This window comes from Arthrobacter sp. DualSoilB13 (assembly GCF_055389195.1).
In genome coordinates, this window is the sequence record NZ_AP035865.1 from 3,372,298 (window position 1) to 3,397,677 (window position 25,380).

Annotated in this window: 20 protein-coding genes; 6 read left to right on the forward strand and 14 right to left on the reverse strand. The window is 63.7% G+C overall.

Annotated elements, in window-relative coordinates; genetic code table 11:
• Positions 1 to 10: 10 nt before the first annotated feature.
• The 5 genes from ACZ5J0_RS15525 to ACZ5J0_RS15545 form a co-directional block, all read right to left on the reverse strand.
• Positions 11 to 1,285, reverse strand: a complete 1,275-nt coding sequence (locus tag ACZ5J0_RS15525) for an MFS transporter (protein ID WP_464093471.1) — start codon at positions 1,283 to 1,285, stop codon at positions 11 to 13.
• Positions 1,286 to 1,389: 104 nt separating this feature from the next.
• Positions 1,390 to 2,031: a Poxvirus protein I5 gene (locus ACZ5J0_RS15530; RefSeq protein ID WP_464094738.1), complete on the reverse strand. Its 642-nt coding sequence runs from the start codon at positions 2,029 to 2,031 to the stop codon at positions 1,390 to 1,392.
• Positions 2,032 to 2,053: 22 nt separating this feature from the next.
• Positions 2,054 to 2,977 carry a carbohydrate ABC transporter permease gene (locus ACZ5J0_RS15535; RefSeq protein ID WP_166841806.1) on the reverse strand — a complete coding sequence of 308 codons (924 nt, stop codon included), beginning with the start codon at positions 2,975 to 2,977 and terminating at the stop codon, positions 2,054 to 2,056.
• Positions 2,974 to 3,924, reverse strand: coding sequence for a carbohydrate ABC transporter permease (locus tag ACZ5J0_RS15540; protein WP_464093472.1), 951 nt, complete (start codon positions 3,922 to 3,924; stop codon positions 2,974 to 2,976). The genes ACZ5J0_RS15535 and ACZ5J0_RS15540 overlap by 4 nt, the downstream gene beginning before the upstream one ends.
• Positions 3,925 to 3,954: 30 nt before the next feature.
• Positions 3,955 to 5,241, reverse strand: coding sequence for an ABC transporter substrate-binding protein (locus tag ACZ5J0_RS15545; protein ID WP_464093473.1), 1,287 nt, complete (start codon positions 5,239 to 5,241; stop codon positions 3,955 to 3,957).
• Positions 5,242 to 5,447: 206 nt separating this feature from the next.
• On the opposite strand from ACZ5J0_RS15545, the gene ACZ5J0_RS15550 reads away from it, so the two are divergent.
• The gene (locus ACZ5J0_RS15550; protein WP_464093474.1) at positions 5,448 to 7,484 is read left to right on the forward strand and encodes a beta-galactosidase; all 2,037 of its coding nucleotides are present in this window, start codon (positions 5,448 to 5,450) and stop codon (positions 7,482 to 7,484) included.
• An 84-nt stretch (positions 7,485 to 7,568) separates the two neighbouring features.
• Here the strand turns inward: ACZ5J0_RS15550 and ACZ5J0_RS15555 are convergent, their stop codons facing one another.
• The 3 genes from ACZ5J0_RS15555 to ACZ5J0_RS15565 all read right to left on the reverse strand — a co-directional run bounded on the left by ACZ5J0_RS15555 (position 7,569) and on the right by ACZ5J0_RS15565 (position 11,056).
• Positions 7,569 to 8,945, reverse strand: coding sequence for an ABC transporter substrate-binding protein (locus ACZ5J0_RS15555; protein ID WP_142938073.1), 1,377 nt, complete (start codon positions 8,943 to 8,945; stop codon positions 7,569 to 7,571).
• 235 nt (positions 8,946 to 9,180) lie between these two features.
• Entirely contained in the window at positions 9,181 to 10,119 is a 939-nt protein-coding gene (locus ACZ5J0_RS15560; protein WP_464093475.1) for a carbohydrate ABC transporter permease, read from the reverse strand.
• Entirely contained in the window at positions 10,112 to 11,056 is a 945-nt protein-coding gene (locus ACZ5J0_RS15565; protein WP_142938071.1) for a carbohydrate ABC transporter permease, read from the reverse strand. The genes ACZ5J0_RS15560 and ACZ5J0_RS15565 overlap by 8 nt, the downstream gene beginning before the upstream one ends.
• Before the next feature lie 370 nt (positions 11,057 to 11,426).
• On the opposite strand from ACZ5J0_RS15565, the gene ACZ5J0_RS15570 reads away from it, so the two are divergent.
• Genes ACZ5J0_RS15570 through ACZ5J0_RS15580 form a run of 3 tightly spaced genes read left to right on the forward strand, consistent with a single transcriptional unit; the run spans position 11,427 to position 15,876 of the window.
• Positions 11,427 to 12,674 carry an acetylesterase gene (locus ACZ5J0_RS15570; RefSeq protein ID WP_464093476.1) on the forward strand — a complete coding sequence of 416 codons (1,248 nt, stop codon included), beginning with the start codon at positions 11,427 to 11,429 and terminating at the stop codon, positions 12,672 to 12,674.
• Entirely contained in the window at positions 12,671 to 14,734 is a 2,064-nt protein-coding gene (locus ACZ5J0_RS15575) for a DUF6807 family protein (RefSeq protein ID WP_464093477.1), read from the forward strand. The genes ACZ5J0_RS15570 and ACZ5J0_RS15575 overlap by 4 nt, the downstream gene beginning before the upstream one ends.
• A complete protein-coding gene (locus tag ACZ5J0_RS15580; protein ID WP_223940845.1) occupies positions 14,731 to 15,876 on the forward strand; it encodes a M24 family metallopeptidase in 1,146 nt (381 codons plus the stop codon). The genes ACZ5J0_RS15575 and ACZ5J0_RS15580 overlap by 4 nt, the downstream gene beginning before the upstream one ends.
• A gap of 161 nt (positions 15,877 to 16,037) precedes the next feature.
• Here the strand turns inward: ACZ5J0_RS15580 and ACZ5J0_RS15585 are convergent, their stop codons facing one another.
• The 5 genes from ACZ5J0_RS15585 to ACZ5J0_RS15605 are packed head-to-tail and all read right to left on the reverse strand — an operon-like array spanning position 16,038 to position 21,982.
• Complete coding sequence (locus ACZ5J0_RS15585; protein ID WP_464093478.1) at positions 16,038 to 17,489, reverse strand: aldehyde dehydrogenase (NADP(+)); 1,452 nt, start codon at positions 17,487 to 17,489, stop codon at positions 16,038 to 16,040.
• Positions 17,470 to 18,633: a mandelate racemase/muconate lactonizing enzyme family protein gene (locus tag ACZ5J0_RS15590; RefSeq protein ID WP_166841814.1), complete on the reverse strand. Its 1,164-nt coding sequence runs from the start codon at positions 18,631 to 18,633 to the stop codon at positions 17,470 to 17,472. The genes ACZ5J0_RS15585 and ACZ5J0_RS15590 overlap by 20 nt, the downstream gene beginning before the upstream one ends.
• Positions 18,633 to 19,538: a 5-dehydro-4-deoxyglucarate dehydratase gene (locus ACZ5J0_RS15595; protein ID WP_166841815.1), complete on the reverse strand. Its 906-nt coding sequence runs from the start codon at positions 19,536 to 19,538 to the stop codon at positions 18,633 to 18,635. The genes ACZ5J0_RS15590 and ACZ5J0_RS15595 overlap by 1 nt, the downstream gene beginning before the upstream one ends.
• A complete protein-coding gene (locus tag ACZ5J0_RS15600) occupies positions 19,535 to 20,542 on the reverse strand; it encodes an NAD-dependent epimerase/dehydratase family protein (protein ID WP_142938066.1) in 1,008 nt (335 codons plus the stop codon). The genes ACZ5J0_RS15595 and ACZ5J0_RS15600 overlap by 4 nt, the downstream gene beginning before the upstream one ends.
• A 27-nt stretch (positions 20,543 to 20,569) precedes the next feature.
• Complete coding sequence (locus tag ACZ5J0_RS15605; protein WP_464093479.1) at positions 20,570 to 21,982, reverse strand: Gfo/Idh/MocA family protein; 1,413 nt, start codon at positions 21,980 to 21,982, stop codon at positions 20,570 to 20,572.
• 180 nt (positions 21,983 to 22,162) lie between these two features.
• Here ACZ5J0_RS15605 and ACZ5J0_RS15610 point away from each other — a divergent pair, with 180 nt between their 5' ends.
• Positions 22,163 to 23,194 (forward strand): LacI family DNA-binding transcriptional regulator, encoded by a 1,032-nt coding sequence (locus ACZ5J0_RS15610; protein ID WP_166841818.1) that lies wholly within the window; start codon positions 22,163 to 22,165, stop codon positions 23,192 to 23,194.
• Between the two features lie 16 nt (positions 23,195 to 23,210).
• On the opposite strand, the gene ACZ5J0_RS15615 is transcribed toward ACZ5J0_RS15610, so the two are convergent.
• Positions 23,211 to 23,909: a FadR/GntR family transcriptional regulator gene (locus tag ACZ5J0_RS15615; protein WP_223940849.1), complete on the reverse strand. Its 699-nt coding sequence runs from the start codon at positions 23,907 to 23,909 to the stop codon at positions 23,211 to 23,213.
• Between the two features lie 90 nt (positions 23,910 to 23,999).
• Here ACZ5J0_RS15615 and ACZ5J0_RS15620 point away from each other — a divergent pair, with 90 nt between their 5' ends.
• Positions 24,000 to 25,331, forward strand: a complete 1,332-nt coding sequence (locus ACZ5J0_RS15620) for an alpha-hydroxy acid oxidase (protein ID WP_464093480.1) — start codon at positions 24,000 to 24,002, stop codon at positions 25,329 to 25,331.
• The last annotated feature ends 49 nt before the right edge of the window (positions 25,332 to 25,380 follow it).

Sequence of the window (25,380 nt, forward strand, 5' to 3'; positions counted from 1 at the left end):
TGGGGGGTGGCTAGGCGCGCCGGCGAGCCGAGTAGAGCCACAGCAGCAAGCCAATCACTGCCGCCGACACCATGCCCAGTGCGCCCGTGACAACCAGTCCCGTGCGGACCCCAAAGTCTTCTGTAAGCCAGCCGGCCAGCAAACCGCCCAAAGCATGGCCACCCAGCAGGAGCGGGAAATACAGGGCCAGAACCCTGCCACGCACGCTGGCGCCGGCCTCGAGCTGCACCGCCGTTGCCGCGCTCGTGAGGAACACCAGGGTCATGAAACCCACCACAATGAGCATCAACACAAACCACTCCTGGGTGGGCATCACGGCAGCGAGGGCTTGCGTCAAGCCGAAAAGCCCGGCGCTGGCCACAATCCCTTTTCGTCCAAAGCGTTTGATGCGCGTGGCCACCAGCGCACCTGCCAGTGCGCCCAAGGCGCTGACGGTATTGAAGAGCCCAAAGCCTGCGGGACCGCTATGCCACACTCCGTCAGCGAACGCGGCGAGGACTACGGGCCCGTTCATGCCAAAGGCACCCAGTAAGCCCGCAAGCAGCATGGTCAGCAGCAGGGGCGGACGAGCGATGACGAAGCGGAAACCGGCCAGGATCTGGCCGCGCCGGGCACCCGGCTCAGTGGGCTCGTGAGAATGGTGCAGTTCGCCGGGCCTGATGGAGGCGATCATCACCAGGACCGAAACCCCTATCAAAGCGTTGGCCGCGAAAGCCGCTGCTGAACCGGCCTGGGCAATGACTACCCCTGCCAGAGCGGGGCCTGCCATGGCCCCCAACTGCCCTATTGCGCTGTTGAGGCCGATTGCGGCGGGCAGTCCGGCGTCGCCCACTACCTCGTTGACAAAGACCTGCCGTGCCGGTCCATCGATCGCACTGGTGATTCCCAGGGCTATGCAGGACGCATAGACCACCCAGACGTCCGTGCCGCCCGTCGCGTTCCACACAGCCAAAGCTGCGGCCAGCAACGCGGCGACGGACTGGCAAACCAGAAGGATGCGGCGTTTAGGGAACAGGTCCACCAGCACTCCGCTGATTGGACCCACCACCAGCATGGGCAGGAACTGGAGTGCAACGGCGACACCTACGGCGGCCGGACTCCCCGTGAGCTGCAGCACCAGCCAGTCCTGGGCGAGGCGTTGCATCCACACCCCGCCACTTCCTACAAGGGAGAGAGTGACGAAGATCCGGTAGTTGTGATGCCTCAGCGGGTAATGCCAGCTGTCCGTGGATCGGGCACGCGGGGCGGTGGATTTGGGGCGCAGTGGGAACGGGCGCGGCGACACGGAGTGTTCTGCTCGATTCAGCGGTTCGGGACGGATTCTTGTGGAGTTTTTGTACAGCTGATGCCCTTAAGTGCGCTCCTAAAGGGCATTAGCTGTACAAAAACTCAGCGATTGGCGCGGATTTTGATGGCGGCAGCGGCCAGAACCAGGGTCCCGGGGACGATCACGAACAGGGCCTGCAGCATCCACACGAAGACCACCGTCATGAACACGGCCGCGAGCAGCAGCAGGGATCCGGTCCAGTCGCGCAGCGAGTCGGCCTTGGCATTGGCATACGCGGCAGCCCAGCGCTGCGGGCCGGGAACGTCGGCGGATTGCTGGCCTGCGTCGCCGCTCCAGGTCACGCTCCCGCTCCAGTTGGCGGCGATACGCAGGAACAGCACGGCGCCGGCCGCAGCCAGGATCAGCGTGGCGGGCAGGATCGCTGCCCGGCCGGGCAGTTGACCTACCAGGGCGAGCAACAGGTTCAGGACAATCACGACGGCGGCTGCCGCCGTCGTGATGCCGATCTTCCAACTGCCGGGCAGCGCACGGCGGAAAGTGCCCCACAGGCTTCGCAGGGAATCATCCCTGCCGCTGAGGTGCCTTTCCAGGTGCGCGACGCCGGCCGCGTAGGCAGCCGGCGCCGTCACCAACGGCACGGAAAGGAGGAGCACGATGACTCCCGCCAGGATGGTCTCGGCAAAGAGGGCAAAACGGTTGACCGGAATCCCGGGGTTCCCCGAGGACTTTCCTGTGGCGTTCATAGTGCTCATTCTCTGCTACTCCTTAACCCTTGAGACCCTGGGTTGAGACGCCTTCGACGATGTAGCGCTGGAAGACCAGGAAGAAGACCAGCACGGGCAGGAGCGCCAGGACGGACATGGCGATCATGGCTCCGTAGTCCGAGCTCTGGGTCTGGTCCACGAAGAGCCGCAGCGCCAGGGGTAGCGGGTATTTGTCCGGAGTGTTCAGGTAGAGCAGCGGGCCCAGGAAGTCGTTCCAGCTCCAGATGAAGGAGAAGATGGAGGTGGAGATCAGGGCCGGTTTCATCAGCGGGAGCATGATGGACCCGAAGATCCGGACGTGTCCGGCGCCGTCGATGCGGGCGGCTTCGTCGAGTTCGGCCGGGAGGCCGCGCATGAACTGGACCATGAGGAACACGAAGAATGCGTCCGCGGCGAGGAACTTGCCGATCAGCAGCGGCACGTAGGTGTCCACGAGGCCAAGCTGCTGGAACACGATGTACTGCGGGATGATCACCACGTGGAAGGGCAGCAGCAGAGTGGCGATCATCATGCCGAAGAACAGTCCACGGCCGGGGAAATTGATCCGGGCGAAGGCGTAAGCGGAAATGGACGCCGAGAGGACCGTGCCGACGACAGCTCCGACGGCCAGGATCAGCGAGTTGGTGAAGAACGTCAGGGTGGAGACCCCGCCGATGCCTTCCATGGCCGTTGCGAAGTTATCGAAGCTGAAATTGTTGGACCACAGCGCGTTGTTGGCGCCGCCGATCTCCGAGTTCGGCTTGAACGCCGCGGAGATCATCCACAGGGCCGGGTAGAGGACCATCGCCACCAAGCCCAGGGCCACGATGTGGAAGATGGTGCTCTTGATCCGTTTGACCGTGGTGGATTCGGACTTCGGGTTATAGACCGGCGCCGGGGTGGTTGTTGTTGGTTGGTTCTGGGTGGGGGTTGCCATGGTTGTCACTTTGCATCACCGCTGTAGTGGACCCAGGACTTGGAGGTCTTGAAGAAGATCAGCGTGATGATGCCGACCACGATCACCAGGAGCCAGGCCATCGCCGAGGCGTAGCCCATCCGGAAATCGGAGAAACCGCGCAAGTACAGGTAGAGGGTGTAGAAGAGGGTGGAACCTGCCGGGCCGCCTTCACCGTTGGAGATGATGTAGGCCGAGGCGAAGATCTGGAACGCGTGGATGGTTTCCATCAACAGGTTGAAGAAGATCACCGGGGAGAGCATGGGCCAGGTGATGTTGATGAATTTCCGCACCGGGCCGGCGCCGTCCATCGAGGCTGCCTCGTATAGGTCGGCAGGGATCTGCTTGAGGCCGGCCAGAAAGATGACCATCGGGGCGCCGAACTGCCAGACGGTCAGCAGGATCATCATGCCCATGGTCATGTTGGGGTTGCCCACCCAACCGCCGAGGTTGATCCCGAAGAAGGACAGGCCTTGGTCCACGGGGCCGGAATCGCCGAACATGGCTTTCCAGACAATCGCGATGGACACCGACGCGCCGATCAGGGACGGGGCGTAGAACGAGGACCGGTAGAAGCCCTGGCCTTTGCGTTTGCTGTTGAGCAGCATCGCGATCGCCAACGCCGCCGCGAGCTTCAGCGGAGTACCGAAGACCACGTACTGCATGGTCACGCCCACCGACTGCAGGAACCGTTCGTCCTGGAAGAGGCTGACGTAGTTATCGAAGCCGATCCACTTGGGGGCATCGAAGAGGTTGTAGTTGGTGAAGGAAAGGTACAGCGAGGAAATCATCGGGCCTACGGTCAGGGCGATGAATCCCAGCAGCCAGGGCAACAGGAACGTGTAGCCGGCGCGAGCGTCCGCCCCGCGCCGGCGCGATTTACGCGGCGGCGTGGGAGCGGAAGCGGTGCGCCTGCTCAGGGTTGGGCTTTGAGTCACAGGATCAGTCCGTCAGTTATGAAGCCTGTATCAGGCGTTCTGCTTGATGAGGTCTTCGGCTTCCTTGAACCACGCATCAACTGCGCCGTCCACGGTGAGCTTGCCGTAGTTGAGGTCCTGGGTGACGCGCTTGAACGTGGACTCCAGGGTGCCGAAACCGACGATGGGCGGCTCGGGGGCGTCCTTGAGGTACTTCTCGATGGACTTCTCGTAATCCACCACGAGCTTGTCCGTGCCTTCGAAAGTGGTGCCGTCGCGCTGGGTCTTGGACGCAGGAACACCGCGGGAGGTCTTGAAGATCTGGCCCACCTCGGGATCGTTGACCATGAAGTCAATGAAGCGGGCGGCAGCATCCTTGTACTTGGTCTTAGCGCTGGCCACCATGAGCATGGACGGCTTGAGGAACAGGCCCAGGTTGTCCGGGTCATCCGACGGGACAGGAACCAGCTTGAGTTCCTTGGCACCGCTGTCAGCGAGGTAGCCGGCCATGAAGTTGTCCCACGTAACTTCCGTGGCAGTGACATTGGATCCGAACGGGGACTTGGGCAGCAACTGAGTGGCCTTGTCTTCGCCAACAATTGCCCCGGTACCGCGCAGGTCCGCGGTAAGGTTCCACCACTTCTTCAGATCGTCCTTGGAGAACCCAAGCTTGCCGTCCTCGGTGAAGGCCTGGATGTTGTTCTGGCGCAGCCAGATGTTGAAGTTCCACCAAATGCCGGTGTAGTCGGTGCCACCGAACAACGTGCCGTTGCCCTTGGTGCCAACCTCGGCCAGGAAGGTGTTGAATTCTTTGTAGTTCCACGTGCCATCGGGCTCTGCGATTCCCAAGGAAGCGAGTTTGGCGGGATCGTAGTAGACCGCGAAGGCGTTGGTGCTGGTGGGGATGCCGTAGGTCTTGCCGCGGATCTGGCCCGAGGGAAGGAGCGACTTGTCGAATGCGTCCGTGTTGATCTTGACGGTGCCAAGGTCCAGGAGCTGGTTCCGCTGACCGTAGTCACGCAGGTAGGAGAGGTCCCACTGCATCACGTCCGGCAGGCCACCACCGGCGGCTTCGGTGGCACGCTTCTGCCAGTAGCCTGCGAAGTCGGAGAAGTTGCCGTTGACCTTGATGTCCGGATTCTTGGACTCGAAGAGCGCAATGGCTTTGCGGGTGCGCTCAGCTCGGTCATCGTTGCCCCACCAGGTGTAGGTGATGGTGACGGGGTTCTCCGCGGAACCCGTCTGTCCTGCCGTTGAGGATTGGCCACAAGCGGACAGGAACGCGGCAGATGCGGTGCCCAGAGCCACCGTGGTGAGGAATTTCCTTCTATCGAACATAAGAGCCTCCTTGCTCAGTTGGTGCAAGCTTCCGAGTTCTCTACAACGTGGTAGTGACTTCGCTTACACTCCTTCTGAATCGATACAATATCCCTAATGGCGGATCTGGGCAAGCGTTTTCCAAAGATCGCAATTTGACCGGTACGCTGCATTCATACCTTCAGTACCTCCAGTACCAGCACGGCCCACCTGACGAAGGAGTCCCCTTGACTTCCCCCGAAATCCCACGCAGTCCATCCGTCTGGAACAGCATCGACGGACTCGCATACGGCGGCGACTACAACCCCGAGCAGTGGCCGGAGGACATCCGGCTTGAGGACATTGAGCTCATGAAAGAAGCCGGGGTCAACTTCCTCAGCGTCGGCATTTTCTCCTGGGGGCTCCTGGAGCCCAATGAAGGGAACTACGACTTCGGCTGGTTGGACGATGTCATGGACAACCTCCACGGAGCCGGAATTAAGGTGGCCCTGGCAACCGCCACAGCCTCTCCCCCTGCCTGGTTGGCCCGCAAATACCCCGAGATCCTGCCCGTTACCGCGGAAGGAATCCGGCTTGAACGTGGCTCGCGACGCCACTACACGCCGTCGTCGTCCGTGTACCGCAGGTACGCCACCGCCATGACGCGGGTCATCGCCGAACGCTACAAAAACCACCCGGCCTTGGCACTCTGGCACGTGGACAACGAGCTTGGCTGCCACGTTGGCGAGTTCCATGGCGAGGAAGACGCAACCGCTTTCCGCGCTTGGCTGGAACGGCGCTACGGTTCCATCGAGGCCCTCAACGAGGCCTGGGGTACGGCGTTCTGGTCCCAGCATTACGCATCGTTTGACGAGATCATCCCGCCGGGCGCAGCTCCCACTACATTGAACCCTGGGCAACAGCTGGACTTCGCGCGCTTCAACTCCTGGGCCTTCATCGACTACTACCGCGAGCTGCTGGCCGTGATCCGTGACGTCACCCCCAACGTTCCGGCGACCACCAACTTCATGGTCTCCAGCGCCACCAAGGCCCTGGACTACTTCGATTGGTCCAAAGACATGGACGTGATCGCCAACGATCACTACCTCGTGGCCGCTGACCCGGAGCGGGAAATCGAACTCGCGTTCAGCGCGGACCTGACCCGCGGTGTAGCCGGCGGTGAGCCGTGGATCCTCATGGAACACTCGACGTCGGCGGTCAACTGGCAGCCGCACAACCAGCCCAAGATGCCCGGCGAAATGCTCCGGAATTCCCTGACGCATGTGGCCCGCGGCGCCGATGCCGTCATGTTCTTCCAGTGGCGCCAAAGCAAGGCCGGCTCGGAGAAGTTCCACTCCGCCATGGTCCCCCACGGCGGCCGCGACACGCAGGTGTGGCGTAACGTGGTGGACCTCGGCGAGGCGCTGTCCAGGCTGGAATCCGTCAAAGGCTCCCGCGTGGACTCGCGGGTCGCGATCGTGTTCGACTACGAAGCCTGGTGGGCCTCCGAGCTGGACTCACACCCGAGCAATTCACTGAAGTATTTGGACACCATGCGGGCGTTCCACCGTTCCCTCTATAAGCGCGGGATCACTGCGGACTTCGTTCACCCGTCATCGGACATCTCCGGATATGACCTCATCCTGGTGTGCACGTTGTACGCCGTCACGGATTCAGCGGCCGCCTCCATCGCGGCAGCCGCGGAGGGTGGCGCCACCGTGCTGATCAGCTACTTCAGCGGCATTGTTGATGAACGGGACCACGTTCGATTGGGCGGCTACCCGGGCGCTTTCCGTGAACTTTTGGGCGTTCGGGGTGAAGAATTTCACCCGCTCTTCCCCGGTACCTCGGTCACGTTGAGCGACGGCACGGTATTTGACTCCGGAACAGTGGGATCCGTGTGGAGCGAGAACGTGCGTGCCGCCGGCGATACGGAAGTTTTGGCAGCCTTCACCGAGTACCCGCTCACCGATGTCCCGGCCCTGACGCGGCGAAGTGTGGGCACCGGTTCAGCCTGGTACCTCGCAACCCTCCCCGACCCCGAAGGCATCGACGCACTCACCGCCCGGTTGGTGGACGAAGCAGGGGTGACACCCGTTGCTGAGGTTTCTTCCGGCGTCGAACTTGTCCGACGGCGCGCCGCGAACGGCCGCACCTTCCTGTTTGCCATCAACCACAGCCGGGAAGACGTCACAGTGAAGGCCGACGGCGGCGAACTGCTCAGCGGCGAACGCTTCACTGGGGTGGTACCCGCCGGAGCCGTGGCCGTCATCGCGGAAGACTGACCCAAGAAGGGACAGCACACGCAAAAACCGCGCCCCGGACGGATCACGAATGATTCGCCCGGGGCGCGGTTTACGGTGCGAAATCTAGCTGATGGCGGACTTCATTTCATCCACCGCCTTCTTGCCGGCTTCTTCGGTGGAAAGCCTGTTGAACAGGACCTCCGAGGTGTAGCGCTTGATGATCTCCTGAATGGCTCCCGCACCCTTCGGCGGTGCTGCCGGAGCCTCTCCAAGTTCGTCCTTGATCGCGTCAATGAAGCTGACAACCTTGACGTCGGCCTTGGCCAGCTTGGGAGCGATGGCCTCGCGGACCTCCGAGTTGGGGTACACGCCGCGGTCGGCCAGAAGTGCCTCGCCAGCCTTGACGTCGTTGGCCAGGAAGTTGATGAACTTGGCCGTCTCTTCAGGGTGCTTGGTGCGTGATGATGCGGACCAGAACTGCGAAGCCTTGTACCAGAGCTTGGAGTCCTCAGCCTTGCCCGTCTTGGACGGGAAGCGCATGATCTGCAGTTCTCCGCCTGCCGCCTTCTCCAAGGCCGGAAGCTGGTTGGACCACCAGAAGGCCAGTCCGTTCTTACCCGTAGCCAGGCCGCTCTGGTCCAGCGGGGCTGCCTCGGCTTCAACAACCTCGGACGCTGAGGGAACAGCCTTCTTCTCGCTGAGTTCCTTCAGGAAACCCCACCACTGGGCGATGTCCGAGGGCTCGAAGCCAAGCTTGCCGTCCTCGGTGTAGAGGGACTTGCCGTTCTGGCGGAGCCACACCCCGAGGGAAGCTTCATCCGTACCATAAGCGGCTGCGCCGTAGGTGCCCTTGGGCGACTTGGCCGTGATCTCGGCGGCGACGCGCTCGAAGTCTTCCCACGTCCAGGTCTTGTCATCGGGGATAGCGACTCCGGCAGCCTCGAACACTGCCGGGTTGGCCAGGATGGTGGCGGCGTTGATGCCTGCAGCGATACCGGTCAGGCCGTCCTCGCCCTGTCCGGCCTCCAGCGCGGCCTTGTCGAGCTTTGAGGTATCGATCTGATATTTGGAGAGGTCCAGCAAGGCTCCGCGGGTGGAGTACTCGGTGATGTACTTCTCGTCCATCTGGATGATGTCCGGGGCGTCATTAGCTGCCACCTGCGTAGCCAGCTTGTCCCAGTAGCCACTCCAGTCGCCATACTCCGGCTTGATCTTGATGTTGGGATTTTCGGCCTCGAAGGCGGCGATGGCAGCCTGCGTCACCTGGGCGCGCTTGTCGCTGCCCCACCAGGAGAAGCGCAACTCCACCTTGCCGTCAGCACTCTTGGCCTCGGAACCCCCACCGCCGCAAGCGGTGAGGGCAAGAACTGCAGCAGCTGTTGCTGCCACCAGGGCTGAGGCACGAACTCTACGCCTTGCCTTGGGGGCCCGGGCCTTGAGGGCTGCGGTTCCCGACTCTTCTGCGGGGGCGACTGCTTCACCCTTGGGATGTACCGGCACTATTGTCTCCGATCTTCATTGATCCTGATGCGATTGGGAAAGCGTTTTCTTACTGGTCATTATGATACAAGTCACATGCTTGTATTACAAGATATCAACTTGTCTTAGTTGTTGGATTGTCGACGGCGGCATGCAGCCATGCAGTCGGCACGCACCGGCGTCGACGGGCACGCCCTACAGCGGTATCCAGCAAAAGGGGGCGGGACCAACCGCCCCCTTCAGAGAAGCCGGCGGCCTACTTGATGCCGGTGGTGGCGATTCCCTTGATGAGGAATCGCTGGCCGAAGAGGAACACTAGGAACACCGGGAGCAGGGACACGATGGACATTGCGAAGAGCGATCCCCAGCTGGTTGCCGACTGCGAGTCAACGAAGGCGCGCAGGGCCACGGGAACAGTGAACATGTCCGGGTCCGTGAGGTAAATCAGTGCGCCGAAGAAGTCATTCCAGGTCCAGATGAACGTGAAGATGGTGGTGGTTGCCAGGGCCGGGACCATCAGAGGCAGAATCACGCGCAGGAAGATCCTGGGGTGGCCGGCACCGTCAATGCGGGCTGCTTCGTCGAGGTCCTTGGGGATGCCGCGGATGAACTGGACCATGAGGAAGACGAAGAACGCGTCCGTGGCCAGGAGCTTGGGCACGATCAGCGGCCAGAAGGTGTTCACCCAGCCAATCTGGGAGAACAGGATGTACTGCGGCACGATCACTACATGGAAGGGCAGCATGATGGTCAGCAGCATGATGCCGAAGAAGAGTTTCTTACCGCTGAACTGCAAACGGGCGAAGGCATAGGCCGCCATGGAGCAGGAAACCAGGTTGCCAACGATCGAGCCCAGGACCACGACCGCGGAGTTGATCATATAGTGCCCGAACGGGTGAGTCAGCGCGGACCAGCCATCGGTGTAGTTGCTCATTTCCAGGTTCTCCAGCCAGAGGCCGGGTTCGCGGAAGATGAGGTCGTTGGGGCGCAGGGAGGAGACCACCATCCACAGCAGCGGGTAGATCATCACACCGCCCACGAGGATCAGGATGGCGTGCTTGATCAGGCCCTTGGTCCGGGCAGAGCGGCTGAAGGCCAGGTTCCCCCGGGATTCGCGGCGGCGCGGGCTCTTGCCGGACTGGCCGGCTTTGGCGTCGGAGGAAGACGCTGCGGGAAGGCTCTGGAGTTTAGTCATCGTAGAACACCCAATACTTTGAAGCGATGAAGTTGATGGCAGTGAAGACACCGATGATGACCAGCAGGAACCAGGCCATCGCTGAGGCGTAACCCATATCGAACTGGCCGAAGCCCTTTTGGTACAGGTACAGGGTGAAGAACATGGTGGAGTCGGACGGGCCGCCGTTACCGCCGGAGACGATGAACGCCTGCGTGAACGACTGGAACGAACCGATGATCTGCAACACCAGGTTGAAGAAAATGATGGGGCTCAGCATCGGAAGCGTGATCCGCCAGAACTGCTGCAACGTGGTGGCACCATCCACCTTGGCGGCCTCGTAGTACATCACCGGGATCTGCCGAAGACCGGCAAGGAAGATGATCATCGGGGCACCGAACGTCCACACGTGCAGCAGGATGATCGAACCCAGCGCGGTCCCGGGATCGGAGATCCAGCCGGGCCCCTGGATGCCCACCATCGCCAGGACCTGGTTCACCAAGCCCGTGGTGCCGAAGATCTGCTTCCACAAGATAGCGATCGCTACTGAACCGCCCAACAGTGAGGGCAAGTAGAACACTGAACGGTAGAACGGAAGGCCACGCAGCCCCTTGTCCAGGACCAATGCGATCAACAACGCCACCGCCAACTGCAACGGCACACCCACCAGCACATACGTGAACGTCACGCCGAGCGAGTTATGCAGGCGCGCATCACCGAACATCCGGACGAAGTTATCCAGGCCCACCCATTCCGGGGGCTGCAACAGGTTGTAATCCGTGAACGACAGATACAACGACATCAGCATCGGACCGATGGTAATAGCCACCAACCCCACCAACCACGGCAAGAGGAAGATATACGCAGCCTTGTTATCCCGGCCGTTCGCCTTCTTCTCTTCCTTGGTAGCAGGGCCCTTACGGCGGGTCATCGTGGAGAGTTCGCCAATAGCGCTCATCGCTTCCCCCTCACAGGCCCGCGGACGCTTCGCGGCGTCCCCATGCGTAGTACAGCGGCCATGTGGTCTCCTTTGGTCATCGTGGCCATCCACGGACATCGAGTCTGGTTGGTACTTGCCTTCCGGGACGCCGACCTTCCGGCGTTCCCTCCTGAGGTGCCAGGATCGAGGTCCCGGGTTTCAGCGGCTCCGTATCAAAGTAAACGTTTTCTTGACCCTTGTACAGCCTTTTGCTAATTTTTGAGAAAGCGTTTTCTTGCGAAGCCGCCAAAACTTGTTTTTCCACGCTGACGAAGCCCGGCGTGCGCTGGAGCACACCTTCCGCATCGATAAGGCAGGACACTATTGTTCCCCACCGACTCCGCCTGCCATGACCACCGTTGACATGGCAGCATCCCCCACCCGACCCAGTGCACTTGCTGGTTACGAGGATTGGCCGGCCTATGCAGCCAAGCACCGATTCGCTGCCGAGCTCACCGCCGGCCCACCAGAAGCCAGACAACTTGCCGACACCCTTGGCGTGCCCGCCGTAATACCAGACATTGAGTACACAGTGCTTGCCGAATCGGAGCACGACGGCGTCATCACCTCGCATCTGCAGTGGCAGTTGGGTTTCGGCCCTGCCACATCCGCCTGGTTCGTACGACCCGCCGGGGCAACCGGCCCGCAGCCCGGACTGCTCGCCCTTCACTGCCATGGCGGAATCAAGGCATACGGCGCTGAGCGGCTGGTGCGGTTCGAACACAACCCGGAAGGCAACGAGGGCGGCACCTCCGCGGCGGTCGGCTCCGGTTTTTCGTCGCTTGCGTTGCCGCCCCTGGACGTCAGGGCAAAGCTCTACGGCGGCCGGGCACTCGCCACGTGGTTGGCCCGGCAGGGCTTTGCCGTCCTTGCGCACGATGCCTTCATGTGGGGCAGCCGACGCTTTGAACTCGATCCCCTTCCGTGGCGGACTGCCAACGCCGTCAACGGCCGGAAGGCACTATGGCGGGAGGCCGGCGTCGAACTTTCCGTGGCGGAACATTACGACGCCGCGGCGGCTTCCCACGAGGAAACCGTGGCGAAAGCCGCAACGCTGATCGGGACCACCGTGGCCGGGACCGTTGCGCATGACGACCTCGCGGCCCTGGGTGTCCTCGCGTCCCTGCCGGGCGTGGATAGGGATCGGCTCGGTTGCCTGGGATTCTCCGGCGGCGGCGGACGGGCGATGGTACTCGGTGCCCTGAGCCCGCTGATCCGCAGCTACGTGGTCACGTGCATGATGACCACCTTCGAGTCACTCCTGCCCTCATACTTGGACGCGCATTCCTGGTTACTGCACTCTCCGGGCCTGGCCGGGCTGGGTGACTGGCCGGACCTGGCCATCCGTTCCACTGCCGAAAAAGTGCTGGTCCAATACGCCCTGGATGACCCCCTGTTCCCGGAACGGGGTATGCGCGACGCGCACCAGCATCTAGTGGAGGGCATGCCCGCCCGCTACACCGGAAGTTCTTGGCAGGAACCACACGTCTTCACCCGGGCCATGCAGGACGAGGCCGCCGCGTTCCTCACCTCCGCATTGCAGCCCCGCCCCACCACCGCTACCCACGCACCTGACCCCGCTAGGACAGCCTCATGACACAACCCCTGACCGCCACCACCGAGCGCATTGCCCGGCTCCCGCGCATCGCGCTGGTGGGCGTGCACGGTTTCGGCGAACGGCACTTGGACAACCTCGGCAGGCTGAGTGCCAACGGCGTCTTGGAGTTGGTGGCCGTCGCCGATCCCCTGCCCCCGGCGGACGGAACGCTGGGCCCGGAGGTGAAGGTCTTCGCTTCCCTTGACGAGCTCCTGGCTGCAGGTACCAAACCGGACGTGGTCATCGTCTCCACCCCCATCCAAACCCACGCACCTCTTGCCCTCGCCGCCCTCAACGCAGGTGCCAACGTGTACTTGGAAAAACCGCCGGTGGCTTCCATGGCCCAATTCGAGGAGCTCATGGAGGCGGCTGCGAGCGCCGGCCGTCTGGTGCAGGTGGGTTTTCAGAGCCTGGGCTCGGAGGCTTTGCCCGCAATCGAGGCCGTGGTGGCATCCGGCGAGATCGGCGATGTCCGAGGCATCAGCGCTACCGGACTGTGGCTGCGGAACAAGGCGTACTTCAAGCGGTCACGATGGGCCGGCAAGCGGGGCCTCAACGGGACCGACGTGGTGGACGGAGTGGCCACCAATGCCTTGGCACATGCTGTGGCTACCGGTCTCCGGCTAGCTGGTGCGCGGACTGTGGCGGACGTTGATTCCGTGGAGACGGACTTGTACCGCGCCAACCACACCGAAAGCGACGACACGTCCGTGGTGCGGGTCCGGATTGCGGGAAGTACTGTGCTGACGTGCGCCCTGACCCTGTGCGCGCCCGTGCAGTCCGCGCCGACGGTCACCATTGACGGGACTCTCGGTCAGCTCACCCTCTTCTACACGGAGGACCGCGTGGAGGTTACCTCCCCCCAAGGCACCCGGACGGAGACCTTTGGGCGGACCGACCTGCTGGAGAACCTGCTGGCCGCCCGCACGGAGCGGGATCTGCTCAGCCCGCTGTCCGGATCGGGTGCCTACGTTTCTGTCTTGGAGGCCATCCGCACAGCAGATGCTCCCCGGCTGATCCACCCGGAATTCATCACCTGGGAAGGTGAGGGCGACGCCGCCCACCCCGTGGTCCATGGCATCGAATCGCTGATCCGCCGGGCAGCCCTGGGGCAGGCCACGTTCGCGGAGCTTGGAGCGCCCTGGACCGTTTCCGACGAGCCCGCCCTGCAAGCCTATGAAACTCTGCACGTTAATGGCGTCCCTGTCGCTACCCTGCAGGACGGGACCCGGATCCGGCCTACGTCCTCCCCCCGCCCCTACCTCCACCCGGTGCGGACGCTGGCGGGAACCGTGGTCACGGACCACGTGCCAGAGGACCATGTGTGGCACCTCGGGGCGGGAGTGGCCCTCCAGGACGTGGACGGCATCAACTTCTGGGGCGGCCGGACCTACACCCGCGACGCCGGAGCGTACGTTTGGCGTAAGGATCACGGCAGGATCGTCACAGAGTCCGCGGAGCACAGTGAAGGACACAGGCGCGAACAGCTGAGCTGGATCGGCCCGGACGGCACACCCGTGCTCCGCGAACAGCGCGAGTGGCGCTGGTCCGCCGTCGGACATTCAACGTGGAAACTGACGCTGGACTTCACACTGGACTCAGCCACAGGACGTCCGGTGCTGCTGGGCAGCCCGGGCTCCAACGGGCGGCCGCAAGGTGGTTACGGCGGCTTCTTCTGGCGGCTCCCCAAGGTTGGCGACGCGACTAATTGGACACCGGACGCGCGGGGCGAGGACGCCGTACATGGCACCGTGGCGCCATGGCTGGCTTGGTCCGGAACGTTCGACGCCGGCACAGCCACCGCTACGCCCGTCACCGGCGTCCCCGGGCTGGGACGCCCGGCAACCCTCGTGTTCCTTGCCTCACCGCAGGCACCGGATCCGTGGTTCGTGCGGCACTCGGGGTACCCCGGGGTTGGGCTGTCCTTGGCCTGGGACACCCCGGTGACCGCCGAACCGGGAAAACCTGTCCACAGAACCGTCACCGTCCTCATCACGGACGGCTTCCTGGCCACACAAGACATTGAACAACTCATCACAACTTTGGGGGAACCGGCATGACCACGCCTACTCAATTCACGCCAGCTCTGACCGCAGTCACTGCGCGAAGCCAGCCCACTGCACCCGGCCCTCTGACTGCGCCCGGCAACGTCGCCGACCGTGCAGTGAAGCGCCGGCGCGTGTTGGACATCATGGACGCTGCGGGTCGCGACTCGCTGCTACTGACATCCAACACAGCCCTTACCTGGTACCTGGACGGCAGCCGTGTGCACATCAGCCTGGCCGGCGACCCCATTGCCGCCCTCTTGGTCGACCGCACCGGTGATCACCTGGTCACGTTCAACAACGAGGCCGGCCGGATCGCAGCTGAAGAATTGCCCGAGGACGTCAGCCTTGACACGGTTCCCTGGCATGGCCAGTTGCAGGCCTTCGCGGCCGGGCTGGCCCTTGACGGCGACCCGTTGCTGGAAGCGGCTGTGACCGCTGAACTGCGAGCGGCCCGGCAGCAACTCCTTCCCGGCGAGACGGCCCGCTACGCCGAACTTTCCGCCGACGCAGCCGCCGCCATGACCGATGTCCTTGCTGCTGCGACGCCGGAAACCACGGAATTCCAGCTCGTCTCGGAGCTGGCCGCGCGGATTGTTTCGGTGGGAGCCGAGCCGCTGGTCCTCCTTTGCAACGGAGCGTCCCGCAGCGACTTCCGCCACCCCTTGGCCACGCACTCCCCCATCGGACGCCGCGCCATGGCTGTGGTCTGCGCCCGTCGGAACGGACTGGTTGCCAACGTCACCCGTTGGGTAGCATTCGACGCCGGCACTCCCCAGGAGCTCGATGCCGAGGCCCGCATCGCCGCAGTTGAGGCGGACATTCTCCGGGCGACGGTTCCCGGCGCCCGCCTCAATGAGATCTTCGCCGAGATCAAACTGGCATACCTCCGGCACGGCTTTGGCGAGGACCAGTGGACGCTTCACCACCAGGGCGGCCCGGCCGGCTATGCGGGGCGCGATCCCCGGGTCACCGCAGACGTTACGGATACCGTGGTGCTCAACCAGCCTTTCACGTGGAACCCGTCCGGCCCCGGTGTGAAGATCGAGGACACGGTGCTGCTCACTGAATCCGGCATGCGCGTCCTGACCGTCGACGAACGGTGGCCGACCACCCCAGTTGACGGCCGTCGTCGTCCGCTGACGCTGCGCCCGTAAGCAACCCGAAAGGGGCGGGGTCACCGTGTTGGTGACCCCGCCCCTTCATCGTGTGCTCTTACCCAACCGAGTCGCAGCAGAGCGCGTTTTGAGGGCTCAAAACGCGCTCTGCTGCGACTCGGTTGGGTGCGGGTGGTCGGGTTTGGGAGCGGTAGCCGGGGTTAGCTGAGCGTGAGTACGCCGTCCACGCGCCGCGGGATGCCCAGCGGGTTGGCGTCATGCAAGGCAGGGTGCAGCACGCTTTCCGGGGCGTCCTGGTAAGCCACCGGACGCTGGAAGCGGCGCACAGCAGTAGCGCCCACCGAGGTGAACAGGGACGTCGTAGCCGGGTAGGGGCCACCGTGCTGCTGGGCCCAGTTCACGGCGACACCCGTGGGCCAGCCATCGAACAGGACCCGCCCGGCCAGACCGCTGAGCTGCTCCACAAGGGCGGAGACATCCTCGCCCGGCTGGGCGTGCACCGTGCCCGTGAGGCTGCCAGGGACCTTCGCGAGTGCCGCGGAGAGTTCTTCCTGGTTGGCATACTCAATGAGCAGCGTGGTGGGGCCGAAGCACTCCTCCAACAGTTCATTCGGGCGTGCCAACACGTTGGCGGCGCTGGTGGAGAACACCACGGGCGCGGCGCCGTCGGCCAGGCTGTCCTGCTGGACGGTGCCACTGACGACGGCGACACCCGGCTGGTCTGCGACGTTACGGAGCCCGTCCGGGTAGGCCTCTGCGATCCGCTCGGTCAACATGGCAGCGGTGGGCTTGTCCTTGCTGGCCTCGGCCAGGTGTGAAGCAAAGTCCGTGCCTTCGGGGATGAAGACCAGCCCGGGCTTGGTGCAGAACTGGCCGGCGCCCTGGGTGAAGGACCCAGCCAGACCGGCGGCGAGTTGCTGTCCTCGTTCCGCGAGGGCGTCCGCAGTGATGACGACGGGGTTGAGGCTGCCCAGCTCGCCGTAGAAAGGAATGGGCTCCGGCCGGGAGGACGCGAGATCGAACAACGCGCGCCCGCCCGGGATGGAGCCGGTGAAGCCGACGGCCTTGATGGCAGGATCCTGGACCAAGGCAGTACCGGCCTCCCGGCCACTAACCAGGGCAAAGATTCCGTCCGCGGCTCCGGCCTTTGCCAGCGCTTCGGTGACGATCTCGGCGGTCCGCTGGGACAGGCGGAGGTGACCCGAGTGCGCCTTGACGATCACCGGGCAGCCAACGGCCAACGCGGACGCGGTGTCGCCGCCCGCCACGGAAAACGCAAACGGGAAGTTCGACGCCGAGAACACGGCCACCGGACCAATCGGACGCAGGATGCGGCGAAGGTCGGGCTTGGGCGGAGTTGCCGTTGGGTCGGCGTGGTCGATGACGGCTTCGAGGTACGAGCCCTCAGTGATCACGTTGGCGAACAACCGCAGTTGCCCGCTGGTCCTCGCCACCTCACCTGTGAGCCGGACTGTGCCAAGGCTCGTCTCGGAATCGGCAATGGCCACCAGTTCGGTGACGTTGGCGTCCAAAGCGTCGGCGACGGCGGTCAGCCAAGCGGCGCGCTCGGCGTCGGAGGCCGCTGCGGTCACCTTTGCCGCCTCGGTAGCTGCCGCTGTAACGGCGGTCAGGTCAAGAGTTGCTGTACTCAATGCGGTTTCCTTTACTCTCAGGGGCGGAATGCTCTGGGGCTGCCGCCTCAGGTGCGTGCGGCCCTGCTGTGTGCGGCGTAGAGCTGAAGTCGAAGCCAAGCCCGCGAAGGCCGGACGAGGTGAGCCGGCTGTTGTGGATCCGGATCGGAGAAGGTCCTGCCAGGATGCCCAGCTGCTGGAACGAGGCATCCTCCACGTCTTCAACGCTCACGGCCTCAGCCAGGGTGAGGGCCAACTGTCCGGAGAGTTCCGGAAGAAGGTGCGGAGCAACCCGGATGCTGTTGGCCCGTGCCAGTTCAACAATTCTCCGGAAGGGGGTAATACCACCCACCCGGACGATGTTGGGCTGGATGATGTCCACCGCTTCGGCCTCGATGAAGTCGCGGAAGCGGTAGATGGTGTGGACGTTCTCGCCCAGGGCAATGGGCACCGGGGAGTGCTTGCGCAGGCGGCGGTAGGCCCACAGGTCATCGGCACGGATCGGCTCCTCCAACCACTCCAGTCCGTACTCCCCCAAGATATCCAATGCACGGAACGTGTGGGCCAGGTCCCAGCGCTGGTTGGCGTCGATCATGAGCAGCCGGTCCGGGCCGATCACCTGGCGGACGGCAGCAACGCGCTCGGCGTCTTCCCGAAGCTCGGGCTTGCCCACTTTGATCTTCACCGCGTTGTGTCCCGCAGCAACCCAGCGCTGCGCCTGCTCCACCAGCTGCTCCAAGGTGTAATGCAGGTTCACTCCGGAGCCGTACACCTCCACGGATTCCTGGCGCTGGCCCAAAAGCCCCGTGACGGACGTCCCGGCCTGCCGCGCCTTCAGGTCCCACAGCGCCAGGTCCACGCCGGCCATCGCGATGGTGGTCAGTCCTCCCCCGCCAGCCTCGTGAAGCCTCTTCCAGAGTTGGTCCCACACGATCTCCGGATTCGCTTCCAACCCCAGGATGAACGGGGCGATGTCGTGATCCAGCAGGGCCTTCACCGCATGGGGACCAATGGTGGGTGTCCACGAGAAGCCGTGGCCCGTGCCGCCGTCGTCCGTGGTCAGCTCGGTGACAATCACATGGTTCTCCGGCGCCTCCACGCCCCAGCTGCGCAGCAGCGGGACCGTGATCAGCCGGGTGGAGAGGCCCGTGATGCGGGCGGGCATCAGCGGCCGGCCAGCTCGTGGCCCTTGGCCAGGATGGACTTGAGCTCCAAGAGCTGTTCCTCGCTGGGGTCCACCAGCGGTGGGCGGACCGGACCGACAGGAAGCCCGGCGAGGCGCAAGCCAGCCTTGATCAATGAGACGCCGAAGCCAGGAGTCTGGTCGCGGAGCCGGACCAGCGGCGCGTAGAAACCTTCAAGCAGGGCGTGGCGGCGCTCTTCGTCACCGGACACATAGGCGTCGTAGTAGGCCTTGGCGATTTCGGGGGCCATGGCGAAAGCAGCCGAGGAATACAGCGGGATGCCGAGGCCGCGGTAGGCGCCCTGGGTCAGTTCCGCCGTGAGGAGGCCGTTGAAGAGTGCGAAGTCGGTGCGACCGCTGGCGTTGATGGCCGACACGATTTCCTGGGCCAGGCCCACATCGCCGATCCCGTCCTTAAATCCAACAACCTTGGGGTTGGCCGTCAGGCGGGTGATGGCCTCGGCGGTAAACTTGGCAGTCCCACGGTGGTACACGATCACCGGCAGGCTACTCGCGGCCGCGATGGCTTCGACGTAAGCCACCACGCCATCGGTAGGCCCGGTCACCAGATACGGCGGGAGCACCAGAAGGGCGTCCGCACCGGCTTCCTCAGCAACCTTGGCTGCAGCGATCGCGTGACCCAGCGGACCACCCGCACCGGAAACCACCGGCACCGCTCCCGCAACGGCCTCGACGGCGGCGGTCACCACCGTGCGGATCTCATCCAGGGAGAGCGCATGGAATTCACCGGTGCCGCAAGCAGGGAACACGCCGCCCGGGCCGAACGGAAGCCGGGAAGTGATGTGCTCCTTCAACAGGGCAACGTCCACGCTGCCGTCCTCGGCGAAGGGTGTGACGGGGAAGAACAGTACGCCGTCGAAGTTCATGGGGTCTCCTTTGTTGCTCCCGCTGCCACCAGGCGCGCGGGATTCTCGTCATTGAGTGCTGCTTGTTGGTTCTCTTGGTCAGACGCGGTGTCGGCGCCTTGGTAGGGAGGCGTGAGTTCGCTGCGCCACGAGCGCTTGGGCTCCCACCCCAGCAATTCCCGGGCCTTACTAATGGAAAACGCCGGACTGGTGCCGGAAAGGTGCCCGGTGATGGGACCGCTACCCGGCAAAAACCGCGGGAAGAGCTCTGCCAGCGGAGCCGTGGCCAAGGCATCCTTCGCGCCAACGAAGAACACCTCGCCGTTGGGGATCGAGTCCATCTTGTCCAGGAGCACATCCAGGAAATCGGCTACGTCCCGGGCGTCAACATAGTTGAACTGGGCGGGAGCGGACAGCGCAGGATCATCCAGGCGCTCGCGGACAGTGTGTCCCTGCTGCGTCAGCGCACCTTCCCATTCCTCCGGCGAGATGACGTAGCACGGGCGGAATGCCGCATAACGAATCTTCTCGCCCTGCGCGGCCGCGAACATCTGCACGGTTTGCTCGGCGATCAGTTTGGACAGCGCATAGGCGTTCCACGGCTTGGGCGGCGTCTGCTCGTCCAAGGGGAACGACGGCGGCAGCCACCCGGCCGGTGAACCGTAGCCCAGGGCGGTGGGGCTGGACGCCGTCACGATCTTCGGGACACCGGCGTCGGTGGCCGCACTGACAACCGCAAAGGCGAGCCGGGTGTTCGTGCTGAAAATGACATCCTCAGGTGCGCTGAAAGGTACCGCAATAGCAGCGAGGTGGATGACGGCGTCGGGCGCTGTTTCCCGGATGAGCCGCTCCGCCTCCCCCGGCGCCAGCAGATCTGCGGTGTATTGCTCGGCTCCGGGCGGCAAGTGCTCTGCCGGAATGGCATCCCGGTCAACCGAAATCACGGTGTGGCCGGCCTGGGCCAGTCCGGCCACCACGCTGCGGCCCAGCCGGCCGGAACCGCCGGTGACAAAAATCCTGCTCATGTGCGTTTCCTGGTTTCTGTTGGCTGGTCAGTCCTGGCCGCGGCTGAGGTCGGCGCCGAGGCCAAGTTCGCTGATGCGGACGGGAAGGTCGGTGTCCAGGGACTTGTTGCCGGCGATGCCCACCGACACCGAACGGAGGCCGTCAATGTAGCCGGACGGGCGGCCCAGCGGATCAAGGCCGGGGCCGTTGAAGAGGTCCGAGAGCAGCAGGTTGTCGCCGCCACCATGGCCACCTTCGCCGTTGATAATAGGGACTTCGTAGGCTGCTTCCCAGTGGCGCTGGACTACCAGGCGTTCACCGATGCGGCGTACGGCGTCCTCTTCCTCGATGGGAGTGGCGCTCGGATCCACCACGGTCTTTTTATCGGTGCTGGATTCGACGGCGGCACGTTCCACCACTTCGAGCTCAGCCCGGCCTTCGGTGCCGTTGACGGTGACGCGGTAACCTTCCCACGGGCTGTGGGCGTTGAGGGAGTAGCTCAGCGTCGGGCCGCCCTGATAGTCAACCACCAGGGCGAGGTTGTCCTCGATAGTGATGCCCTCGGTGAAGACGTCCTGGTCACGGATGTAGCCGTCAAACTTTTCGTTGTCGTAGTACAGGGCCTTCAGGCGCTCGTCGTCGCGCATGTCCAGGCGGAATGGATCGTACTCAAGGCCATCAACGGTGCCGCGTTCCGGACGGGCTCCCAGGCCACGTTCGGCTGCATTCTTGTCGCCGTAGAAGCGCAGGCCACCGGAGGCAAAGACGCGCTCCGGAACATCGTTGATCCACCAGTTGACCAGGTCGAAGTGGTGCGAAGCCTTGTGAATGAGCAGGCCGCCGGAGTTCTTCTTCTCGCGGTGCCAGCGGCGGAAGTAGTCAGCGCCGTGCACGGTATCCAGCACCCAGCTGAAGTCGACGGACGTTACCTTCCCGATCACGCCGTTCTGGATAACTTCCTTCAACGCACTGTTGCGCGGCGAGTAGCGGTAGTTGAACGTGACCACCACGTTGCGGCCCGTCTTGGCCACTGCGTCGGTGATCCGGCGGCAGCCCTCAACGTCGATGGTGAGCGGCTTTTCCACCACGACGTCGGCACCCGCCTCAAGTGCCTCCACGATGTAGTCCGCGTGGGTGTAGTCGGGCGTGGTGACGATCACCCGCTCAATGCCGTTTGCCCGGATGAAGCTGGTGAGTTGGCCAGGTTCGAAGGATGCCACCGGCTCCGTTCCGCCCAGTTCCTTGATGAGGTCCTGGTAGAAGTCCACCCGGCCTTGGTTGACGTCGGAAAGCGCAATAAGTTCAGCGACGTCCGAGTGCTGTCCGTAGATGGCCCGGATGTACATCTCTGAGCGGCCACCGGTGCCAATGAGCGCTATCCGGGTTCGGTGGGGGCCTTCAGTCTGGGCTGCGGGTGCGGCAGATGCGGTCTGGGTCTCAGCTGAGTCGACGTTGACCATATTGAATGCCCCTTTCAAAAGGCAGGAGTGAACCGCTTGACGGCCCGGCTTCGTATGGGAAGAATCATGAGAAAGCGTTTTCTCAGAGCGTTATAAGCTTTGTATCAAGACTCTGGTGGTCACGTCAACCACTGCTCCAACGACGGAGCATGCGGGAGGCGACCAATGGGAAGGGGCCACATGGCACGCAGGAACACCAACAGGCGCGTTGGCATTGCCGATGTCGCAGAGAAGGCGGGCGTCTCGCACGCCACCGTGTCACGCGTCATGAACGGTAACGCCGCCGTGGACCCCGGCATTGCCGCACGGGTCAGGGCCGCCGCTGTTGAATTGAAGTACCAGCCCAATCCGGTGGGGCGCAGCCTGGCCCTCGGAAAAACTGACACCATTGGGATCGTAGTTCCGGACCTGGCCAACCCCACGTTCCAGGCAATCCTCCGTGGACTCAGCATCGCCGCGGCCCAGGACGGGTACCGCGTCCTCATTGCTGATTCCTCGGAAGTTACCAGCGAAGAAGCCATCCTTGCCGGCGAGGCCCGACGCCGCTGCGATGGCGTAGTGCTCTGCGCCCCCCGCATGAGCGATGCGGAGCTGGAAGAACTAGCGCCCACCCTGCACCCACTGGTGCTGATCAACCGCACCACCATTGCCACCAACACGCCGAGCCTGAGCGTGGATTACGGGCAAGGCATCCAGGAACTGGCCCACCACCTGGTATCACTCGGGCACCGCCGCCTGGTGTTCCTCTCCGGCCCGGAGCACAGCGCATCCAACCGCCAGCGCCTTGTTGGCCTGGACCAATTCCGGACAGAACACCCGGAAATCGAGCTGCAGATGCTCTATGGTGGCTCCAACTTCGACTCCGGCCACGAATCCACCGAGGCCATCATCGCCAGCGGCGCCACCGGAATCCTGGCCTTCAATGACCTGGTGGCCATGGGCCTGCTCAGCGGCTTGCACGAGCGCGGCGTCCGCGTTCCGGAGGACATTTCCGTGACCGGCTTCGATGACATCCCGTTCGCCAAATACACCACGCCCCCGTTGACCACGGCAGCTGTGCCCATCAACGAGCTCGGAAGCCTGGCCTGGCGGAGGATGCGCGAACAGATACAACAGGCGGGCGAAACTGCCACCCAGGCGCAGGATGAGTTCTCACCCCGGGTGGAGATCCGCAAGAGCACCGCGGCGCCCGCACTCACGCCCGCCTCCTAAAACAACGCGGGGCACTCTACTTCGGCGATGGGTTGGAGCCCACTCCCGCCTCTTTGTAGAAGCCCTGGATGTGCGCTGCAACAAGCTCAGCCGCCTTGCCGCCGTCGTGAATGTTCACGGCGGCGAGGATGGCACGGTGTTCGGAGCGAAGCCTTGCGCAGGTTGTTTCCCAGTCCGGGAGGTGTCCCGTCAGCTCACTTGCATAGTTCTCGATCGCACCCCGGAGCGAGGCCATCATCGCGCTGACCACCGAGTTTCCCGCGGCCTGAGCCAAGGCCACATGGAACCGGGCATCAAGGGCCAGGAAAGTGTCGATGTCAGGCGCCGTATCCATCTCATCCAGGAGCGCAGCCGCTTCCTCCAGCTCCGGCACGCCCACCTTAGCCCGTTCCGCAGCCCAGGATTCAAGCAGGACGCGGGTCTCCACAATGTCCGCTACCGGGAGATGGCGCGTAGCAACATGAAGCCTTAGCGTGGACCCCAGAGCCGACCCCGGCTCGGCGATCACCACCGTGCCGGCGTCCTTACCCGACCCCACACCGGCACGGACCACGCCCATTGCCTCAAGGATCCTGACAGCCTCTCGCACCGAGGTCCGGGAAACCTGCAGTTGTTCGGCCATGGCGCGCTCACCCGGCAGCCGTCCCCCCAGGGCGAGGTCTCCGTCAGACAGCTGCTTCTCGATCCATTGCAGGACCAACTCGTGGGTACGCATACCGGAATACTAGTTGATGTGGTCCAACCACATGGATTACAGTGTGGTTAGACCACAGTGGTAGGACCACAGAATTCAAGGGAGAACCGCATGACCGACACCCTCGACCCCAAGATCACGGCTGCGCCAGCCAATGCCGGTAGCGACGAAACCGTGACCCGTCCCGCACAGCCGCGACCCGCCGTCGTGCTTCCACCGGCACTGAAGCGCCGCGTTCCCAAGGTCTCCGATCTGGCGCCGCTGATGCAGTTCAAGAAGCCCGAATTCAGCAAGACCGCCCGCCTGAAGCGTGCCAGCACCATCTGGGAACTGCGCGAGATCGCCAAGCGCCGCACCCCGCAGGCGCCTTTCGATTACACCGACGGTGCTGCCGAAGAAGAAATCACTCTCCGCCGTGCACGCCAGGCGTTCCAGGACATAGAGTTCCGGCCCGGAATTCTCCGCGACGTCTCGAAGATTGATCTCCGTACGGACATCCTGGGCAAGGAATCACGCCTTCCGTTCGGCATCGCGCCCACAGGGTTCACGCGCATGATGCAGTCCGAAGGCGAATATGCAGGCTCCCAGGCAGCAGAAGCCGCCGGAATTCCATACACCCTGTCCACCATGGGCACGGCGTCCATTGAAGACGTGGCCACTTCCGCCCCCAACGGCCGGAACTGGTTCCAGTTGTACCTGTGGACGGACCGCGCCCGTTCCCTGGAACTAATCGAGCGCGCCGCCAAGGCCGGCAATGACACCCTCATGGTCACCGTGGACACCGCCGTTGCCGGCGCCCGTCTCCGCGATGTCCGCAACGGCATGACCATCCCGCCGGCACTGACCATCAAGACCGTGCTGGACGCCTCGTACCGCCCGGCCTGGTGGTTCAACTTCCTCACCCACGAGCCACTGACATTCGCCTCGCTCTCCCGGTACACGGGCACCGTTGCTGACCTCATCAACTCCATGTTCGACCCCACCCTGACCTACGAGGACCTGGACTGGCTCCGCGAAACGTGGAAGGGCAAGCTGGTGGTCAAGGGCATTCAGACCGTGGAGGACGCCCGCAAGGTTGTGGATCACGGTGCCGACGGCATCATCCTGTCCAACCACGGCGGACGCCAACTGGACCGCGCCCCCATTCCGTTCCACCTGCTCCCGGACGTTACCGCAGCCCTGAAGGCGGACAACAGCAAGGCCGCGGTCATGCTGGATACGGGCATCATGAGCGGAGCAGACATTGTGGCAGCCCTGGCCCTGGGCGCCGACTTCGCACTGATCGGCCGCGCCTACCTCTACGGCCTGATGGCCGGTGGACGTGAGGGCGTGGACCGCACCATCCAGATCCTGGAGAAGGACATGACCCGCACCATGGCGCTGCTGGGCGTCAGCAAGGTGGCGGACCTGAACCCGGACCACGTGCGGCTACTCCAGCGCTGACCGTCACCCATGTAGGTAGCAGCAGAGCGCGTTTTGAGGCCGGCTCAAA

Excerpts from the sequence above, each read along its gene's own strand:
- ACZ5J0_RS15530 (WP_464094738.1), bottom strand. The coding sequence starts at position 2,031 with ATGAACGCCACAGGAAAGTCCTCGGGGAACCCCGGGATTCCGGTCAAC.
- ACZ5J0_RS15545 (WP_464093473.1), bottom strand. The coding sequence starts at position 5,241 with ATGTTCGATAGAAGGAAATTCCTCACCACGGTGGCTCTGGGCACCGCA.
- ACZ5J0_RS15560 (WP_464093475.1), bottom strand. The coding sequence starts at position 10,119 with ATGACTAAACTCCAGAGCCTTCCCGCAGCGTCTTCCTCCGACGCCAAA.
- ACZ5J0_RS15565 (WP_142938071.1), bottom strand. The coding sequence starts at position 11,056 with ATGAGCGCTATTGGCGAACTCTCCACGATGACCCGCCGTAAGGGCCCT.
- ACZ5J0_RS15570 (WP_464093476.1), top strand. The coding sequence starts at position 11,427 with ATGACCACCGTTGACATGGCAGCATCCCCCACCCGACCCAGTGCACTT.
- ACZ5J0_RS15575 (WP_464093477.1), top strand. The coding sequence starts at position 12,671 with ATGACACAACCCCTGACCGCCACCACCGAGCGCATTGCCCGGCTCCCG.
- ACZ5J0_RS15580 (WP_223940845.1), top strand. The coding sequence starts at position 14,731 with ATGACCACGCCTACTCAATTCACGCCAGCTCTGACCGCAGTCACTGCG.
- ACZ5J0_RS15590 (WP_166841814.1), bottom strand. The coding sequence starts at position 18,633 with ATGCCCGCCCGCATCACGGGCCTCTCCACCCGGCTGATCACGGTCCCG.
- ACZ5J0_RS15595 (WP_166841815.1), bottom strand. The coding sequence starts at position 19,538 with ATGAACTTCGACGGCGTACTGTTCTTCCCCGTCACACCCTTCGCCGAG.
- ACZ5J0_RS15600 (WP_142938066.1), bottom strand. The coding sequence starts at position 20,542 with ATGAGCAGGATTTTTGTCACCGGCGGTTCCGGCCGGCTGGGCCGCAGC.
- ACZ5J0_RS15605 (WP_464093479.1), bottom strand. The coding sequence starts at position 21,982 with ATGGTCAACGTCGACTCAGCTGAGACCCAGACCGCATCTGCCGCACCC.
- ACZ5J0_RS15610 (WP_166841818.1), top strand. The coding sequence starts at position 22,163 with ATGGCACGCAGGAACACCAACAGGCGCGTTGGCATTGCCGATGTCGCA.
- ACZ5J0_RS15615 (WP_223940849.1), bottom strand. The coding sequence starts at position 23,909 with ATGCGTACCCACGAGTTGGTCCTGCAATGGATCGAGAAGCAGCTGTCT.
- ACZ5J0_RS15620 (WP_464093480.1), top strand. The coding sequence starts at position 24,000 with ATGACCGACACCCTCGACCCCAAGATCACGGCTGCGCCAGCCAATGCC.